The 16,466-nt window shown below is 66.1% G+C and carries 17 protein-coding genes; 8 read left to right on the plus strand and 9 right to left on the minus strand.

What is annotated here, in order from left to right:
- Window positions 1-14 precede the first annotated feature (14 nt).
- Entirely contained in the window at window positions 15-530 is a 516-nt protein-coding gene (locus LFT46_RS01200) for a 2'-5' RNA ligase family protein (protein ID WP_236800625.1), read from the minus strand.
- Window positions 531-590: 60 nt separating this feature from the next.
- Complete coding sequence (locus LFT46_RS01205; RefSeq protein WP_236800626.1) at window positions 591-821, minus strand: hypothetical protein; 231 nt, start codon at window positions 819-821, stop codon at window positions 591-593.
- Between the two features lie 195 nt (window positions 822-1,016).
- Here LFT46_RS01205 and LFT46_RS01210 point away from each other — a divergent pair, with 195 nt between their 5' ends.
- Together LFT46_RS01210 and LFT46_RS01215 are read left to right on the plus strand one after the other, a co-directional pair.
- On the plus strand, window positions 1,017-2,630 hold the full coding sequence (locus LFT46_RS01210) for a peptide chain release factor 3 (RefSeq protein WP_236800627.1): 1,614 nt from the start codon (window positions 1,017-1,019) through the stop codon (window positions 2,628-2,630).
- A 10-nt stretch (window positions 2,631-2,640) separates the two neighbouring features.
- Window positions 2,641-3,876 carry a beta-ketoacyl-[acyl-carrier-protein] synthase family protein gene (locus LFT46_RS01215; protein ID WP_236822109.1) on the plus strand — a complete coding sequence of 412 codons (1,236 nt, stop codon included), beginning with the start codon at window positions 2,641-2,643 and terminating at the stop codon, window positions 3,874-3,876.
- Between the two features lie 120 nt (window positions 3,877-3,996).
- On the opposite strand, the gene LFT46_RS01220 is transcribed toward LFT46_RS01215, so the two are convergent.
- On the minus strand, window positions 3,997-4,500 hold the full coding sequence (locus tag LFT46_RS01220) for an NUDIX domain-containing protein (protein WP_236821063.1): 504 nt from the start codon (window positions 4,498-4,500) through the stop codon (window positions 3,997-3,999).
- 137 nt (window positions 4,501-4,637) lie between these two features.
- Here LFT46_RS01220 and LFT46_RS01225 point away from each other — a divergent pair, with 137 nt between their 5' ends.
- Window positions 4,638-4,853, plus strand: coding sequence for a hypothetical protein (locus LFT46_RS01225; RefSeq protein ID WP_236821065.1), 216 nt, complete (start codon window positions 4,638-4,640; stop codon window positions 4,851-4,853).
- Window positions 4,854-4,903: 50 nt separating this feature from the next.
- Here LFT46_RS01225 and LFT46_RS01230 read toward each other — a convergent pair whose 3' ends face one another.
- The 3 genes from LFT46_RS01230 to LFT46_RS01240 all read right to left on the minus strand — a co-directional run bounded on the left by LFT46_RS01230 (window position 4,904) and on the right by LFT46_RS01240 (window position 9,274).
- A complete protein-coding gene (locus LFT46_RS01230; RefSeq protein WP_236821067.1) occupies window positions 4,904-6,610 on the minus strand; it encodes a sensor histidine kinase in 1,707 nt (568 codons plus the stop codon).
- A gap of 133 nt (window positions 6,611-6,743) precedes the next feature.
- Window positions 6,744-8,117: a DNA repair protein RadA gene (gene radA, locus LFT46_RS01235; protein WP_236800631.1), complete on the minus strand. Its 1,374-nt coding sequence runs from the start codon at window positions 8,115-8,117 to the stop codon at window positions 6,744-6,746.
- Between the two features lie 29 nt (window positions 8,118-8,146).
- Window positions 8,147-9,274, minus strand: a complete 1,128-nt coding sequence (locus LFT46_RS01240) for an FUSC family protein (RefSeq protein WP_236800632.1) — start codon at window positions 9,272-9,274, stop codon at window positions 8,147-8,149.
- A 250-nt stretch (window positions 9,275-9,524) separates the two neighbouring features.
- On the opposite strand from LFT46_RS01240, the gene pstS reads away from it, so the two are divergent.
- The 5 genes from pstS to LFT46_RS01265 all read left to right on the plus strand — a co-directional run bounded on the left by pstS (window position 9,525) and on the right by LFT46_RS01265 (window position 14,196).
- Window positions 9,525-10,646, plus strand: a complete 1,122-nt coding sequence (pstS, locus tag LFT46_RS01245) for a phosphate ABC transporter substrate-binding protein PstS (protein ID WP_236821069.1) — start codon at window positions 9,525-9,527, stop codon at window positions 10,644-10,646.
- Between the two features lie 103 nt (window positions 10,647-10,749).
- On the plus strand, window positions 10,750-11,682 hold the full coding sequence (gene pstC / locus LFT46_RS01250; protein ID WP_236821070.1) for a phosphate ABC transporter permease subunit PstC: 933 nt from the start codon (window positions 10,750-10,752) through the stop codon (window positions 11,680-11,682).
- A complete protein-coding gene (gene pstA / locus LFT46_RS01255; protein WP_236821072.1) occupies window positions 11,683-12,795 on the plus strand; it encodes a phosphate ABC transporter permease PstA in 1,113 nt (370 codons plus the stop codon).
- A gap of 71 nt (window positions 12,796-12,866) precedes the next feature.
- The gene (gene pstB / locus LFT46_RS01260) at window positions 12,867-13,646 is read left to right on the plus strand and encodes a phosphate ABC transporter ATP-binding protein PstB (protein ID WP_018770927.1); all 780 of its coding nucleotides are present in this window, start codon (window positions 12,867-12,869) and stop codon (window positions 13,644-13,646) included.
- Window positions 13,647-13,737: 91 nt separating this feature from the next.
- On the plus strand, window positions 13,738-14,196 hold the full coding sequence (locus LFT46_RS01265; protein ID WP_236800636.1) for a hypothetical protein: 459 nt from the start codon (window positions 13,738-13,740) through the stop codon (window positions 14,194-14,196).
- Between the two features lie 13 nt (window positions 14,197-14,209).
- Here the strand turns inward: LFT46_RS01265 and LFT46_RS01270 are convergent, their stop codons facing one another.
- From LFT46_RS01270 to LFT46_RS01280, 3 genes are all read right to left on the minus strand, one after another.
- On the minus strand, window positions 14,210-14,617 hold the full coding sequence (locus tag LFT46_RS01270; RefSeq protein ID WP_236800637.1) for a hypothetical protein: 408 nt from the start codon (window positions 14,615-14,617) through the stop codon (window positions 14,210-14,212).
- Window positions 14,618-14,797: 180 nt separating this feature from the next.
- On the minus strand, window positions 14,798-15,808 hold the full coding sequence (locus LFT46_RS01275) for an inorganic phosphate transporter (protein WP_236800638.1): 1,011 nt from the start codon (window positions 15,806-15,808) through the stop codon (window positions 14,798-14,800).
- Window position 15,809: 1 nt separating this feature from the next.
- Window positions 15,810-16,427 carry a DUF47 domain-containing protein gene (locus LFT46_RS01280; RefSeq protein WP_236821074.1) on the minus strand — a complete coding sequence of 206 codons (618 nt, stop codon included), beginning with the start codon at window positions 16,425-16,427 and terminating at the stop codon, window positions 15,810-15,812.
- Between the last annotated feature and the right edge of the window lie 39 nt (window positions 16,428-16,466).

Genomic DNA, 16,466 nt, shown 5'->3' on the forward strand with positions numbered 1-16,466 from the left:
TGGACTCAGGCGCCCTAAGGGCATTCGATGAGGGGCGTGACGGTTCTGCTGTCGCTGTCCCAAAGGCGGGCCCCCGTGCACTGGCCTTCAAGGCGCAGGTCCAGCAGGTCCATGGCCGCTCCGAGTTGGTGCGCGGGGACGCGGCGGGAGATGGTGACGTGCGGCGTCCACGCCCCCGGCAGCGTCAGTGACAGCGCGCCGGACAGGTCCTGGTGGAGTCGCCTGTGCAGGTCAAGCAGGGGGTCGGTCAGCAGGACCGCCCTGGCCAGGACATACTTGCCCGCTCCTGCGGGAAAAACAATGGCGCCGGAGAACGTGATGTTCATGGGCAACGCCTGCCACAGGCCTTGTTGGTGCGGACTTTCTTGGCCGGCCTGCAGGTCCGCCCCGGCGGCAAGCGTGATGTGGGGGCTGTTGCTCAAGGAGGTGTGCGCTGCAAGGCTGGGAAGGTCCGCAGCCTGCAGCCGGGCCCAGTCGGCCCTGATCAGGGAATCGGTGGAGCCGTCAAAGACCAACTCGATGCTGCGCATGAACCCATCATGCCGTTTCGGCTGCCGCCGCCCGCTCAGCGCGCGCGTTCCGGTGCAGACTCAGCGCTTCAGGTCCCTGAGCATCCGCTCCAGGTCCCTGCTGACCTTCGAAAGGGACGCAGCCCGCAGCGCCTTGTGTTCCTCCGCCGTCTGGACTCCCCGCTTCCGCGATGAGCCGGAGGGAATGCCCGGATCGGGATCCTGCGTCGCGGCAGGACCACAATTGTTGGCAAGGTTTGTGGCCAGCGGGTCGAAGAAAAGGTTGCCGGTGAAAGTGGCGCCATGCATCATGCGCCCAAGCTAACGTCCCGGCATTTCGCTGCTTTGAACGTCTGGTTTCGCCTGCGTTAAGCGCCGCCGGTGCCAGTTGCAGCCCTGCGATAAACTTATACTTTGGCCGTTTGCCAATGACATTCCCCGCCCTTGAGTCGCACAGCAGTAGCCCGACAGGCCCTGGGCAGCCACAACCGCAGCGAAAGTAGCACCGTGTCCCAAGATGTCCTGACCCCCGCCCGGATCTCCGAGATTCACAAGGAGGCGGGCCGCCGCAGGACCTTTGCCGTCATTTCCCACCCTGACGCCGGCAAGTCCACCCTCACCGAGGCGCTGGCCCTGCACGCAAAAGTGATCGGTACCGCGGGCGCCTCCAGTGGCAAGGCCAACCGCAGGGAAACCGTCTCCGACTGGATGCAGATGGAAAAGGACCGCGGCATCTCCATCAGCTCCGCCGCCCTGCAGTTCTCCTACCGCGACACCGTGATCAACCTCCTGGACACCCCCGGCCACGCCGACTTCTCCGAGGACACCTACCGCGTGCTGGCCGCGGTCGACTGCGCCGTGATGCTGGTGGACGCCGCCAAGGGCCTGGAAACCCAGACCATGAAACTGTTCGAGGTCTGCAAGCAGCGCAACCTGCCCATCATCACCGTCATCAACAAATGGGACCGCCCCGGCCTGGACGCGCTTGCCCTGATGGACGAGATCACCGAACGCACCGGCCTGCAGCCCATGCCGCTGACCTGGGCCGTGGGCATCTCCGGTGACTTCCGCGGCGTCTGGGACCTGCGCAACGACCGCTTCGCCCGTTTCCAGCGCAACAACGCAGGCGCCCAGATCGCCATCACCGACTACTTCAGCCCTGAGGAAGCTGCGGAAGACCAGGGCAGCAACTGGTCCGACGCCGTGGACGAGGCGGGACTGGTGATCGAGTCCAACCTCGAATTCGACGTCGAGGCTTTCCACGCCGGCAAGGCGACCCCCATCCTCTTCAGCTCCGCCGCACTGAACTTCGGCGTCAAGGAATTGCTGGACGCACTGGTGGACTTCGCGCCGCCGGCATCGCCGCGTCCGGACGTGGACGGCAACACCCGCCCGGTGGAATCCCCGTTCTCCGGCTTCGTGTTCAAGGTCCAGGCCGGCATGAACAAGGCACACCGCGACCACGTGGCCTTCATCCGCGTCTGCTCGGGCATCTTCGAACGCGGCATGGTGGTCACCCAGACCCGCACGGGCAAGTCCTTCGCCACCAAGTACGCGCAGCAGGTGTTCGGCCGCGAACGCGAAGTCATCGACGAGGCGTACCCAGGGGATGTGGTGGGCCTGGTCAACGCGTCCTCGCTGCGCGTCGGTGACAGCCTGTTCCTTGACGAAGCGGTGGAGTACCCGGCCATCCCGCTGTTCGCCCCGGAACACTTCCAGGTGGCCCGCTCCAAGGACCCCAGCAAGTTCAAGCAGTTCCGCCGCGGTATCGAGCAGCTAGAGCACGAGGGCGTCATCCAGCTGCTCCGCTCCGACCTCCGCGGCGACCAGGCACCGGTGCTTGCCGCCGTCGGACCCATGCAGTTCGAAGTGGTGGAGGACCGCATGGCACACGACTTCAGCGCCCCCATGCGACTGGAGCGCCTGCCGTACTCCCTGGCAAGAATTACGACGGCGGACGCCATGCCTGCGCTGGCCAACGTACCGGGCGCGGAGGTGCTCTTGCGGTCCGACGGCGAATACCTCGCCTTGTTCAATGACGTCTGGGCGCTGCGGCGCATTGAGAAGAACCACCCGGACCTCACCCTCGTGCCCATCGGCACGCACAACCCGGCGAAGTAAGGTGGTCAACCTGCCGGCAGGCCCGGCACAGCCGCGGGCCGTGGTGACCGGGGCCGGAACCATCAACCCGCTCGGCTCCACCGTCAAGGAAACCTGGGAGGCCCTGCTCGATGGGCGGTCCGGAATAGCGGCACTCTCGCAGGGCTGGGCTGAGCAGCTGCCGGTCAAGATCGCCGGGCAGGTCACGGCGGATCTTTCGGAGCACCTCAGCACCCGCGAAATGAAGCGGATGGACCGCTGCGGCCAGCTTGCCCTGATCGCGGCACGCGAGGCATGGGTGCAGGCGGGCGCCCCCGAGGTGGACCCTGAGCGGTTCGCTGTGGTGATCGGTTCCGCCTACGGTGGGCTGGGTTCCACCATCGAGCAGGACCGGGTGCTGGCGGCGTCCGGCCCGCGCAAAGTCTCGCCGCACACCCTCACGCGGCTGATGGCCAATGGCCCCGCGGCCTGGGTGTCCATTGATCTCGGTGCCCGCGGTGGCGCCCGGACTCCTGTCAGCGCCTGTGCCTCGGGAGCTGAGGCGATTGTCCAGGCAGCCGAGCTGATCCGCTCAGGTGCTGCCGACGTCGTAATTGCCGGTGGCGTTGACGCCTCGGTCAATGACCTGGTGATCAGTGGCTTTGCCCAGATCCGCGCACTGTCCACGCGCGCGGACGATCCGCAGCGCGCGTCCCGTCCGTTCGACGCCGGCCGGGACGGCTTTGTGCTGGCGGAAGGTGCCGCGGTGGTGTTGCTGGAAAGTGAAGAGCATGCCCATGCGCGGGGCGCTGCCGTGCTCGGTACCGTAGCCGGCGGAGCGGTAACCTCCGACGCAAACGACATCGTGGCGGCGGATCCCGCAATGCAGCGCCGGGTCATGCAAAAGGCGCTGGACTCAGCAGGCCTGCAGCCGGCGGACATTGGATTCGTACACGCCCACGCCACGTCCACCCCCGTGGGTGACCGGCTGGAAGGCCAGGCGATCAACGCAGTCTTCGGCCCTGGCGTCCCCGTCACTTCCACCAAGGGGCATACCGGCCACCTGCTGGGTGGGGCCGGTGCGTTGGCAGCCGTCGTAGTCCTTGAGGCCCTGCGCACCGGCCAGTTGCCGGGGACCCTGAATGTCGAGACGCTGGACCCGGAAGTGGACCTTCACGTCATCACCGAAAGCGCCCACCAGCTTCCGCCGGGCCATCGCCGGGCAGGGCTGGTGAACGCCTTCGGTTTCGGCGGCCACAGTGTGGCTTTGGTGATGACCGGAAATTAACGCCGCCTGCCGCCGAACACGCCGGAACGGTGCCGGGACGCCGGAACGTTACGGCGTCCAGGCACCGTTCCGGCGGTCCCGGAGCGGGGAGAGCTGTCGTTCGGCGGACGGGCGGCTGCGTCACGTCACGGCGGTGACTTTCACCAAGGCATCAAGGATTGGCAGTTGACCCTTTACAAGCTTGAGCCGTGCCTCCTCCTCCGGGAACCAGCGCGCGTCGTCGATTTCGGGGTAGTGCTGGATCCTGCCGGAGCCCTTGGGCCACTCGAGCGGAAACGTGTTGCTGTTGATGGCCTCCGGATCGAAAGCCGCCTCCCCGGTGTAGACAGTGATGAGCTTTCCGGAGGATTGCCGGAATTCGCCAAGCGACCTGTACTCAACTCCAGGAGCTTCAGTGCCCATCTCCTCGGCGAACTCGCGCAGGGCGGCGGCGAGTGGGTCCTCACCGTCAACGTACTCGCCCTTGGGAATGGACCACGCGTGCGCGTCCTTCCGTGCCCAGAAGGGGCCGCCCATGTGGGCGATCCAGACCTGCAGCCCATGGTGGCCGCCGGAGGTGCCGGTGCCGACGGGTGTGGGCAGGTCCTGCCGGTACAACAGTATGCCTGCGCTTCGAATGGGCATCGATCCTCCAAACAGGGCACTTCCCGGGCGAAGTGCAAAATTGCCGTCCACCGTTAACGTGCAGTTCACGGCGCTGCTCTAGGTTATTCCTTCAGGCACTCCTCGAAGGGACCGCTGATGGCCAACATAGCTGAAGTTTGGGCCGGCTGACGCCGGAAGAAGTGGATGAGCTGCGCAGCCTTGGCCCGCAGGGGCACCTGCCGCGGCACTTAGTGGACGCCCTGGACCGGGCAGCCGGGGGAGCCGGCTCGGGCCGCGGGTACTACGTGGCCAACGGTAACGTAAGCGCCACCGGCGGCCCGCTGCTGGTGCTGCGCAGCGATGTCTCCCGCTGGCTGACCGAGGGTTCCTGACGGCTGCCCCCTAAACAACTGCGCCGCAGCCAAGGTCCAGCCGGAACCGCTCAGGATGCCGGCAGAATGAAGGTTACGGTGGTGCCCACGCCGGGTTCACTGTCGAGGGTGATTGATCCTCCATGGCCCTCGATAATCGTCTTGCTGACCGACAATCCCAGGCCTGCGCCCGGGATGGCTGTTTCGCGTGAGCGCGCCGAACGGAAGAACTTGGTGAACGCCTGTTCCTGCTCCTCCCCGGTCATCCCCGAGCCGGTGTCCGAAATGGTGCAGACCAACTCTGCGTCCCTACGGCGGCCTGTGACAGTGATCAAACCGCCATCCGGGGAGTACTTGATGGCGTTCGAGAGCAGGTTCTGGATCACCTGGCCGATCCGCTTAGGATCCATCCTGCCGGGCAGCGGCTGCTCGGCATCGAGCGCCAGCTGCAGCCCGCTGCTGGCCGCCTTGGGCAAGGCAGCGTCGACCTCGACGGCGAGCAGCCGGGCCAGGTCCGTCTCCTCCAAGGACAGGTCAACCCGCTCCGACGCCACGGCGATCAGGTCGTTGACCAGGTTCAGCAGGTGCCCTGCATTGCGGCGGACCACGAGGAGCTCTTCCTGGATCTCCTCGTGCCCGGGTTCGTCCAGGACCAGTTCCAGGTAGCCGAGGATTGAGGTGAGCGGGGTCCGGAGTTCGTGCGAGACGGTGGCAACAAAGTTGTCTTTCGCCGCGAGCGCGTTAATCAGGCTGGTCACGTCCACGAAAGTGATGACGGCACCGCCCTCCTGCCCGCCGGACGGAGGGAAAGACTGCGAGCTTACGGAGTAGGCGCGCTGGCGGTCGGCCGGACCGGCCCAGTACAACTCGTCAGTGAACGCTTCCCCTGCGGCGGCGCGGGCTGCGGGAAGCTGGTGGAGCGTGACAGGGGTGGAGCGATCGGCGGACATCAGCAGCCCCGGCCCGCCGGCAGCGCCGCTTCCACCCGTGGACCCAATGACGTCTGCCAGGACGGGGTCCGACCGCATGGCCCTGTTGGCCAGGACGGTGTTTCCCTTGGCATCCACCACCCAAACACCCACCCCAACGGCCTTGAGTACGGCGTCGAGGAGACATTGCCGGCGGACGCTCTCGTCGAGGGTCCGTGCCATTTCGTGCTCGTTTTCGATTAAAGTCATGCGCTGGCGGCGGATGGTGGTTGCCACTACGTGCGCCGTAACCGCAATGACGGACATGACCAAGGGGAGTATCAGGGTGCGGATCATCGACCCCCCTGCGGGCGGCGACCCATGCAAGGCGGCGGGAACCACTACACCGAGGATGGTCCCCGAGATGGCGAGTACCGGCATGTACGGCCGCACCTGCGCCGAGAGCCAAATGACAGGGAACACAAGCATCATGCTCAGGACGCTGAAGGCCGGGCCGCCAGCCTCCCGGGTGAAACCGATGGCGACACAGTCCAGGAGCGGGATCACCGCGAAGGCCCCCATGGGAAGACGCCCCCACGGGGTGGCAATGCACGCAACGGCGATTGCTACGTGGAACAGCAGCGCCGCCAGGAACAAGTTCTTGGCCAACGTTTCCGGGCTGAAAATTGCGGCGGCGAGCACCACAAGCAAAATGGTCATGCTGACCGGCAGTTGGCTGGCAATCACGCGCTTCCGCGCGCTCAGCCCTCCGAACAGTCCGTCAAGACGGTCCGACACAACCGGCTGCGCCGGTGCCCTGCCCGCGTGGGCAGCCCCTTCGGCAGTGCCCTGCCATTCCTTGGTTACCAAGCTTCCCCCCAGCACAGAAATAAAAACCTCCGTCTGCGAGAAGGCTCCCATCCACCGTACCGCCCACTGAATCCGGCGATGGATCGCCACCGGTCAGGGCGGGAGCCGGCGGCTGCATATTCAACCGGGACTGCTAACCAATCAAAAGGCTGAGTGCCTCCGTCAGGTGTTCCACTTCACGCACGGAGAACCCCGGCGGCACCGGGCCCGGCCCGGTGTGGCTGGCCGGAACCACAGCGTGGGTGAATCCCAGCCGGTGTGCCTCCTGGATGCGCTGGTTGATGCCCGGTACCGGCCGGACCTCGCCGGCCAGTCCCACTTCGCCAAAGGCGATCAGCCGGATGGGCAGGGGTTTGCGGGCTTTGGCAGACGCCACCGCAAGGGCAACTGCAAGGTCAGTGGCGGGCTCGCTGAGCTTCACCCCGCCAACGGTGGCCACGTAGGAATCGTCCTTGTGCAGCAGGGTTCCTGCCCGCTGCTGCAGGACGGCCAGGAGCATGGACACCCGGGAACTGTCCAGGCCGCTGGTGGCGCGCCGGGGCTGCGAGTTGGGGCTCTCGGCCAGCAGCGACTGCACCTCCGCCAGCAGGGGACGCCGCCCCTCCATGGTGACAGTGATGCAGGTACCTGACACCGGGTCCTTGGTGCGGCTGACGAACAGTCCGCTGGGATCGGCCAGGCCCTCAATTCCGTTCTCGTTCAGGTCGAAGCAGCCAACATCGTCGGTGGGCCCGTACCGGTTCTTAACCGCCCGGAGCAGCCGCAGCCGTGAATGCCGCTCGCCCTCGAACTGGCAGACCACGTCCACCAGGTGTTCCAGCAACCGCGGCCCCGCGATGGAACCGTCCTTGGTCACGTGCCCCACCAGCAAAGTGGTCATGTTGCGCCGTTTCGCGGCCGCGATGATGGAAGCCGCCACCTCCCGCACCTGGGACACGCCACCGGCGCTGCCATCCACGTCCGCGCTGCTGAGCGTCTGCACCGAATCCACAATCAGAAGCCGCGGCTCGATCTTCTCCACCTGCCCCAGCGCCTGGCCAAGGTCGGTCTCCGCAGACAGGTACAGGGATTCGGCCACGGCGTCGATCCGCTCCGCGCGCAGCTTCACCTGTGCCGCCGACTCTTCGCCGGTGACATAGAGGACGTCCTGGGCGGTCCGTGCGAATTTGGCCGCAACATCCAGCAGCAGCGTTGACTTACCCACGCCGGGCTCACCGGCCAGCAGGATGACGGCGCCCGGAACCAGGCCGCCGCCCAGCACCCGGTCCAGTTCGTCCACTCCGGTGGGCAGGAAGGCGGCCGTGGTGGCATCCACGTCTGCGATTTTCCGGGCCGGCTCCACAACTGTTGTGGCCGCCGTGGTCCGCGCCACCGCAGTGCCTGTTTCCTCAACGGTGCCCCAGGCCTGGCACTCACCGCACCGGCCCACCCACTTGGCCGTGGTCCAGCCGCATTCGGCGCATTTGTATGCAGGCGCTTTTGACGCCCGGGAAGTCTTCGTTGCCATGCGTTCAACCCTAGCGGCGGGCACCGACACTACAGTGCGGGCAACACGTCCCTGGCCTCGTCGGCGTCCATCCCGGTGGCCTCCAGCAGGTCCACCATCAGCGGCCGGAACAACATGACCACCGTCTCGCCCTCGAGCCGCTGCACCTCCAGCAGCTTGGGATGCAGGCGCAGGGCAATCTCGCTCAGGTCCCGCCGCGCCGTGCGCAGGTGGGCGCGCCGGACGCCGTCGTGCGATTCCGCAAGGCCCAGCGAAAGCTCGTCAATCGCGGCAGCGGTCTCCTGCAGCACTTCGGCGATGCTGTCCGTCGCCTCATCAGAGAGTGCGGCATGGTTGATGGCGCTGGTGAGCCGCCTGGCGAAAACGCGGCTGTTGCGCAGCGCCAGGTCGATAAAGTCCAGCGACTGCTTGAGCCGGTCCAGCTCATCCCGGTGCCGGCGGTAGGCGGGCGCCAGGGTGGCAACCTCACCGGACGCACGGAGCGACTGCCGCATGGCGTCGACCAGCGGCTGGCAGTTCCTGCCGCGGATCAGCGCATGCCAGGCCTGGGTGGAATCGCTGTTCACCAGGGCGTCGGCGCATTCGCGCAGGACCTCGGCAAGCTCATGCAGCAGCTTCTGGACATCGCGGCGCGGCTCCCGGCGCGGATCCTTGGGCATGAGGATGGTCACCAGCAGCGCGCAAAGGCCTCCCACCACGGCGTCGATGCTGCGTGTGAACGGTCCGCCCGCCGGCGCCGGAAGCAGCACCACCAGCAGCGACTGCAGCCCCAGTTGGGTGGTGAAGATGGTTCCGCTGTCCAGGAAGCGGGCCAGGAGGATGGAGAAGAGAAGGACGACGGCGGCCTGCCAGATTCCGCTGCCCAGCCAGTGCAGGAGCAGGTCACCCACGGCAATCCCGATGGTGCAGCCCAGGCCCACCTCCACGACCCGCCGCAGCCGTGGCTCACGCGAGAAGCCAAGGGCGATGAGGGACGACGTGGCTGCGAACAGCGGGCCGCTGTGCCCCAGTACGTACTCCGCGAAGGCATAGGCCGCCACGGCGCAGACGGTCATCTGGATTGCCGGAACCAGCGAATTCCGGCTTCGGATCAACCCGGTGCGGATGCGGCCGTGCAGGAACCGTTTGCCTGCTGAAAGTCCTGCTGCTGGAGCCATGCCGTTCAGTCTATTTGCTGTTCGGTGCTGCACTTCGTGCCGCCACTACGGCCCCACCTGTGATCCGCGCAATGGTGACCCGGCATTTGTCAGCCAATATCCCGCCGTCGTTAATCCTCCGTTCACTTTGGACAGGCCATCCCGTTACCTGCGGCCCATAACTTTCTTGAAGGTACACAACGTACGCATCGCGCAGCAGGGTTCTCCGTCCCTGTCCCGCACCTGAATAACCCTGGAAGGGGTACATCTAGTGAAGGCACTCCGCTTCGGCCGCCACGCGGCTATCGCTGTTATCGCAGCCGGCGCACTCGCGCTCAGCGCCTGCGGTTCAGACAACGCCACTGGCACCGCTCCTGCCGGCAGCCAGTCCGCCGGCGGCACCAAGGTCACCGGCACCCTGACCGGCATTGGTTCCTCCGCCCAGGGCGCTGCCATGGACGCCTGGAAGACCAACTTCGCTTCCGCCAATTCCGGCGCCAGCGTGCAGTACTCCCCGGACGGCTCCGGCGCGGGCCGCAAGGCCATCCTGGACGGCTCGGCCCAGTTCGCCGGCTCTGACGCCTACCTGAAGGATGACGAATACGCCTCCTCCAAGTCCGTCTGCGGCCCCGAGGGCGCCATCAACGTCCCGGTCTACATCTCCCCGATCGCCGTGGCCTTCAACGTTCCCGGCGTCACCGACCTGAAGCTGGACGCCACCACCGTAGCCAAGATCTTCCGCGGCCAGATCGCCAAGTGGAACGATCCCGCCATCGCCGCCCTGAACGCCGGCGTCTCCCTGCCCGACCTGAAGGTCACCCCGGTGAACCGTTCCGACGACTCCGGCACCACCCAGAACTTCACCGACTTCCTGGCCGCAGCGGCACCCGAGGTCTGGACCGACAAGGCCGCCGGTGTCTGGCCCGCCAGCCTTCAGGGTGAAAATGCCAAGGGCACTTCCGGCGTGGTCAAGACCGTCACGGACACCCCCGGCGCCGTGACTTACGCTGACGACTCCGCAGTGAGCGGCAAGCTCGGCGTGGCCCAGATCAAGGTGGGCGATTCCTTCACCAAGATCTCGGCTGACGCCGCTGCGAAGGCCGTGGACGCAGGCAAGCCGGTTGAAGGCCGCGCCGCCAACGACCTCTCCATCAAGCTGGACCGCAAGACCACCATCGCCGGCGCCTACCCGATCGTCCTGGTGTCCTTCCACGTCCTGTGCACCACCTACGACAAGCAGGAGACCGTTGACCTGGTCAAGGCCTTCGAGCACTACGTAGTTTCCGCAGAGGGCCAGAATGCCGCAGCCGAGTCGGCCAAGTCCGCCCCGCTGTCCTCGGACCTCGCCGCAAAGGCTGCCAAGGCCGTCGACTCGATCAAGGTCAAGTCCTAGCCAACGCTGCAAAACCGGGTTCCCCGCCTGCCGGAAGGCAGTGCGGGGAACTTGGCTTTGCACCCCGCCTCCTCAATCCAGCAACGAATCGAAGGGCCGTCGAATGACCGCCACCTCCCTGACCAGTACCCAGGGCGCCGGGCGCGCCGGGGACAAAGTCTTTTCCGGCGCCGCGCTGGCAGCCGGCTGCCTGATCCTCGCCGTCCTCTTCGGCGTCGCGCTCTTCCTGGTAGTCCAGGCAATTCCCGCGCTGACCGCTCCCGCCGACAAAATTCAGGGCGGCCAGGGCTTCTTCGCCTACATCTGGCCGATCGTGATCGGCACGCTCATCGCCGCGGTCATCGCGCTGGTGATCGCCACCCCCATCGCCATTGGCGTGGCACTGTTCATCTCCCACTTCGCACCCCGTCGCCTGGCCTCCGGGCTCGGCTATGTGGTGGACCTGCTGGCCGCCATCCCTTCCGTGGTCTACGGCGCCTGGGGTGCGGCCTTCCTGGCCAAGGAGATTTCGCCTGCCTATGGCTGGCTCGCAGCGAACATGGGCTGGCTGCCCATCTTCGAGGGTCCGGCCTCCACCACCGGCAAGACCATCCTCACGGCCGGCATTGTCCTTGCCGTCATGGTCCTGCCGATCATCACCTCATTGTCGCGCGAAATCTTCCTGCAGACCCCCAAGCTGCACGAAGAAGCCGCGCTGGCGCTCGGCGCCACCCGCTGGGAAATGATCAAGATGGCCGTGCTGCCCTTCGCCCGTCCGGGCATCATCAGCGCCGTCATGCTGGGCCTGGGCCGCGCACTGGGCGAGACCATGGCCGTAGCCCTGGTGCTCTCTTCCGGCGCCCTGACGGCCAGCCTGATCCAGTCCGGAAACCAGACCATCGCTGCCGAGATCGCCCTGAACTTCCCCGAAGCCAGCGGCATCAAAGTCAGCACCCTGATCGCCGCCGGCCTGGTGCTGTTCATCATCACCCTGGCCGTGAACATGATCGCGCGCTGGGTCATCACCCGGCACAAAGAATTTTCGGGAGCCAACTAAATGACCTCCACGCTTACCCCCGTCCGCAGCAAGCGGTCGGCACTGACCAAGGGCCAGCTGCCCAAGTACGCACCCTACGCCGTGCTGGGTGCGGCCCTGGTTGTCGGCGCTGCCATCATGGCCCTGATCGGCTTCAACCCGTTTGGCTGGGGAGTGGTCTCCGCGATCCTGTTCGCTGTGGGCCTGGTCTCCTGGAGTGCGGCCGTGGAAGGCTCCCGCAAGGCAAAGGACAAGCTGGCCACCTGCCTTGTGGTGGGCTCGTTCCTGGTGGCGCTGCTGCCGCTGGTTTCGGTCATCTGGACCGTGCTGGTCAACGGCATCCCCGGACTCCTCGACCCCGGATTCCTCACTACCTCCATGAACGGCGTCACGGGCGCCTTCGACAACAAGTCCGTTGAGAGCGGTGCCCCCGTGATGGGCGGCATCTACCACGCGCTGCTGGGCACCGTGCAGATCACCCTGCTGGCGACCGTCATCTCGGTCCCCGTGGGGCTGCTTACCGCCATCTACCTGGTGGAGTACGGCCAGGACGGCCGGGTGGCCAAGGCCATCACGTTTTTCGTGGATGTCATGACCGGCATCCCCTCGATCGTGGCCGGCCTGTTTGCCGCAGCGTTCTTCTTCGTGGTGGTGGGCCCGGGCACCAAGACCGGTGCGGTGGCCGCCGTCGCGCTTTCCGTGCTGATGATCCCCGTGGTGGTCCGCTCCAGCGAGGAAATGCTCAAGATCGTCCCCAACGAACTCCGTGAGGCCGCGTACGCCCTGGGTGTGCGCAAGTGGCGGACCATCCTCAAGGTGGTTATCCCGACGGCGATCTCCGGCATCGCGTCCGGCGTAACCCTGGCCATCGCCCGGGTCATCGGCGAGACGGCGCCCATCCTGGTCACCGCCGGCTTCGCCACCAGCATCAACTCGAATGTGTTCGGCGGCTGGATGGCCTCGCTGCCCACCTTCATCTACACCCAGATCCTCAACCCCACCTCGCCCTCCAACCCGGACCCGTCCTCGCAGCGGGCATGGGGTGCGGCGCTGGTGCTGATCATCCTGGTGATGGTCCTGAACCTCGTGGCACGCCTGATCGCCAGGATCTTCGCCCCCAAAACAGGCCGGTAACCAGACCGCCTGCCTTCCGCCCACCCGCGGAACCTAGACTTCAACCCATACCCAGTAAGTGAAGGAACACCATGTCTAAGCGCATCGACGTCAAGGACCTGAACGTGTACTACGGCGATTTCCTCGCCGTGGAGGACGTCAGCATCAACATCGAGGCCAAGTCCGTCACCGCGTTCATCGGCCCCTCCGGCTGCGGAAAGTCCACCTTCCTCCGCACCCTGAACCGCATGCACGAAGTCATCCCCGGCGCCCGCGTCGAGGGCGAGGTCCTGCTGGACGGCGACAACCTGTACGGCCCCGGCGTGGACCCCGTGACCGTGCGGTCGCAGATCGGCATGGTCTTCCAGCGCCCCAACCCGTTCCCCACCATGTCCATCAGGGACAACGTGCTGGCCGGCGTCAAGCTGAACAACAAGAAGATCTCCAAGGGTGAAGCCGACGTCCTGGTGGAGCGCTCGCTCAAGGGCGCCAACCTGTGGAACGAGGTCAAGGACCGGCTGGAGAAGCCCGGCTCCGGTCTCTCCGGCGGGCAGCAGCAGCGCCTGTGCATTGCCCGCGCCATCGCCGTGGAGCCGCAGGTGATCCTCATGGATGAGCCCTGCTCCGCCTTGGACCCCATCTCCACCCTGGCCATCGAGGACCTCATCAATGAGCTCAAGGACCAGTACACCGTGGTGATCGTGACTCACAACATGCAGCAGGCTGCACGTGTCTCGGATCGGACCGCTTTCTTCAACATCGCGGGCACCGGTAAGCCGGGCAAGCTGATTGAGTACGGCGACACCCACACCATCTTCAGCAACCCTGTCCAGAAGGCCACCGAGGACTACGTTTCCGGTCGCTTTGGATAAGCCCGCTCCCGTTGGCGCTCTGGGAGTTCGTTTAGTACGCTCATCTAGATACTTACGGAACTAGTAGTAAGCCAGCTTAAGGAGTTTTGCCATGACGCAGACGGCCAGCAGCCCTCTGGGCCCCCAGCTTACGGTTTCCGTACCCGCAGTAGGCGCAGGTGCAGCAGTGCAGAATGCGGTCCTCCCGGATCCCGTGTTGCCTGAAATCGTGCTGCCCGACCCTGTCCTGCCGGCGGAGGGTTTTGCCGCCGCCGCCGGTTTGGCCGGGCCCCTCGCGGCCGGACCCTTGGCACCGGAACTCGAACCCCACCTTGCGGTGGCTGCCGAGGAGGAGGACGTCCTGTCCGTGGTCTGGCGCACCAGTTCGCTCGTTGAAAGCATGCAGTGGGAACTGGACAACGCCCAGGAGTCCCTGCGGCAGGCAGTCCGCGCAGCCTCTACTGCCGGAATCACGCAGGATGAGCTCTGTTCAGCCGCGAACCTGACGGCGGAGGAGCTGGCCGCCGTCCTTCAGTCCGCGCCAGGTGGTGCCGCGGGCATCCAGCTGTAGTAAGGCGCCGGGACTACTCCGGGACTTCCAGCTGGAATCCGCACTGGCAGCGCAGCACGCGCGTGGGCAGGGACACGGCGTTGAGGCTGCGGCCGGTCCTGCTGCTGCGGTAGCAGAGCCGCTCAACCTCGAACTCGGCTTCCTCCATGGGAAAACCGCAGTGGATGTAGTCGTCCCCGAAGATGACCACCTTCGCCATCCACCGGACCTGGTTGAGCGCTGCCGCGACGTCGGTGGCGTAGGCGGTGTGTTCCTGGAACAGGTTGCAGTCGTTGCAGGTGTAGGAGACTGTCACCAGGTCTCCGCCCGCGGCTCCGATGGCCGTGATGGCGTGGATGGTCAGCTGGTGCTCAGTTCCACAGGCCTCGCACTGGGGCTGCCGGGGCTGTGGCAGGGGGCGCCGGGAATACGGGAAAGACATGACGCGTGCTCATTTCCGCGTGGTGCATCCAAGCCGCCGTGTTGCTGCAGCGGCGCTCATCCGCAGCCCTGCACACGGCGCGGACGCCGGTCCCCGGCAACATTGACCGGGGGCGCACTTTCGAATGTACGTCACGGCGGATTCCCTGTACAGGGGATCTGCACCCGCGGGTAACCCTGTCTATCCGGGGATGGGGGAGAGCGCCAGGGCCAGCACGAAAGCCAGGGCGCAGGTGGCCAGGGGAGTAAGGGCCCAGAGCCACAGGATCCGGATGACCAGCTTCCGGTTGGTCACCGAAAAGTGCTGGTTTTCCCCGGCGCCCAAGGCCCCGGCGGTGACGGTATGGGTGGTGGACAGCGGCCAGTGCAGCCCGATGGCGCCCACAAAGAGCATCAGTGCGCTGAAGGTCTGCGCCACCGAGCCGCGGAGGGGATCGATCCTGGTGATCTTGTAGCCGATGGTTTGGGAGATCCGCCAGCCGCCAAAAAGTGTCCCCGCCGTCATCATGACGGCGGAGAGCGCGGCCACCCAGGTGGGGATCCCGCCGTCGGAATAGCCTGCCGCCAGGAGGGCCAGCAGCAGCACGGCGCTGACGCGCTGCCCGTCCTGCAGGCCGTGGCCAAACGCGACCGCGCCGGCGGCAACAGCCTGGCCCCGGCGGAAGCGCTGGTTCACCACGTTGGGCTGCGTGTATCGGGCCACCCACGTGGCCGGGTACACCAGGAGGAAGGAGCCGCTGTAGGCCACCAGCGGTGACAGCACCAGCGGCAGGACCACCTGGAACAACAGTGACTGGTCCACCCCCTCAACTCCCGGGCCCCCGATCGCGAGACTGGCCAGGCCAGCGCCGGCAAGCCCGCCCACCAGCGCATGGGTGGAGGAGGCCGGAATGCCGCGCCACCACATCAGCAGCCCCCAGGCACAGGCACTGGCCAGCCCGGCCACCAGGATGGTGAGGCCATCAGCGCCGCTGGGAAGGTTGATCCAGGTTTGGCTGGCGGCGACGGCGAGCAGGGCGCTCAGGAGGGCGCCGACAAAGTTGAAGAACGCGGCAAGGAGCACGCCGACGCTGGGGGTAAGGGCACGGTTCCGCACCGCCAGGGCGACGGAGGTGGACGCGTCGCGGAAGCCGTTCAGGAAGGCGAATGCCGCGGCCAGGAGGACCACCGCGCCGAAGATGGCTGCCGCCACCTCAGGATTCCTTGACGATGATGCTGCCTACCTGGGTGGCCACCCGCCGCATGTCCTTGGTGACCTCCACCAGCTGGTTGGCGATGTCCCGGTTGCGGGAGTACTGGGCCCACTTCATGTCCGCAATCATGTCCGCCACCCAGACACGGTGGGTCCGCTCGGCCCGTTTAGCGAGGCGCAGGATTTCGATCCAGTAGTCCTCGAGGTCATCCAGGTCATTGAGCCTGCGCATCGCGTCAACGGTCAGCTCGGCCTGCCGGCTGATGATCTCCAACTGGTCGGCGGCGCGCTTGGGCAGGTGGTCCAGCTTGTACAGGGCCACCAACTCCGCGGCGGCATCCATCTTCTCCATGGCCTCGTTGAGGTACCGGGACAACGCGTACATGTCTTCGCGGGGGAGGGGGTTCACGAAGCTGCTGCGCATGTGGGTCAAAAGGGCGAAGTGCAGTTCGGCGGACTTGGCCTCGATGTTGTGCATATCCTCCACGAGCTTGCCGTGCTCATCCGCGGGTACGCCAAGGATCTCGGCCAGGGTGGCACTGGCCAGCACGATCTGTTGTGCCATCTGCGAGAGCAGCTTCAGCCCTGCGGGCTCCTGGGGAAAAAGGCGCAGCTTCACGTATTTACCGGTCTCCGGGGACTTATCAAGGCGGGGTTG

It is taken from the genome of Arthrobacter sp. FW306-07-I (assembly GCF_021800405.1).
Taxonomy (GTDB): Bacteria; Actinomycetota; Actinomycetes; order Actinomycetales; family Micrococcaceae; genus Arthrobacter.

Coding starts and splice junctions, on each gene's coding strand:
- pstA (WP_236821072.1), top strand. CDS start 11,683: ATGACCTCCACGCTTACCCCCGTCCGCAGCAAGCGGTCGGCACTGACC.
- LFT46_RS01240 (WP_236800632.1), bottom strand. CDS start 9,274: ATGGCTCCAGCAGCAGGACTTTCAGCAGGCAAACGGTTCCTGCACGGC.
- pstC (WP_236821070.1), top strand. CDS start 10,750: ATGACCGCCACCTCCCTGACCAGTACCCAGGGCGCCGGGCGCGCCGGG.
- LFT46_RS01265 (WP_236800636.1), top strand. CDS start 13,738: ATGACGCAGACGGCCAGCAGCCCTCTGGGCCCCCAGCTTACGGTTTCC.
- pstB (WP_018770927.1), top strand. CDS start 12,867: ATGTCTAAGCGCATCGACGTCAAGGACCTGAACGTGTACTACGGCGAT.
- radA (WP_236800631.1), bottom strand. CDS start 8,117: ATGGCAACGAAGACTTCCCGGGCGTCAAAAGCGCCTGCATACAAATGC.
- LFT46_RS01200 (WP_236800625.1), bottom strand. CDS start 530: ATGCGCAGCATCGAGTTGGTCTTTGACGGCTCCACCGATTCCCTGATC.
- LFT46_RS01270 (WP_236800637.1), bottom strand. CDS start 14,617: ATGTCTTTCCCGTATTCCCGGCGCCCCCTGCCACAGCCCCGGCAGCCC.
- LFT46_RS01220 (WP_236821063.1), bottom strand. CDS start 4,500: ATGCCCATTCGAAGCGCAGGCATACTGTTGTACCGGCAGGACCTGCCC.
- LFT46_RS01205 (WP_236800626.1), bottom strand. CDS start 821: ATGATGCATGGCGCCACTTTCACCGGCAACCTTTTCTTCGACCCGCTG.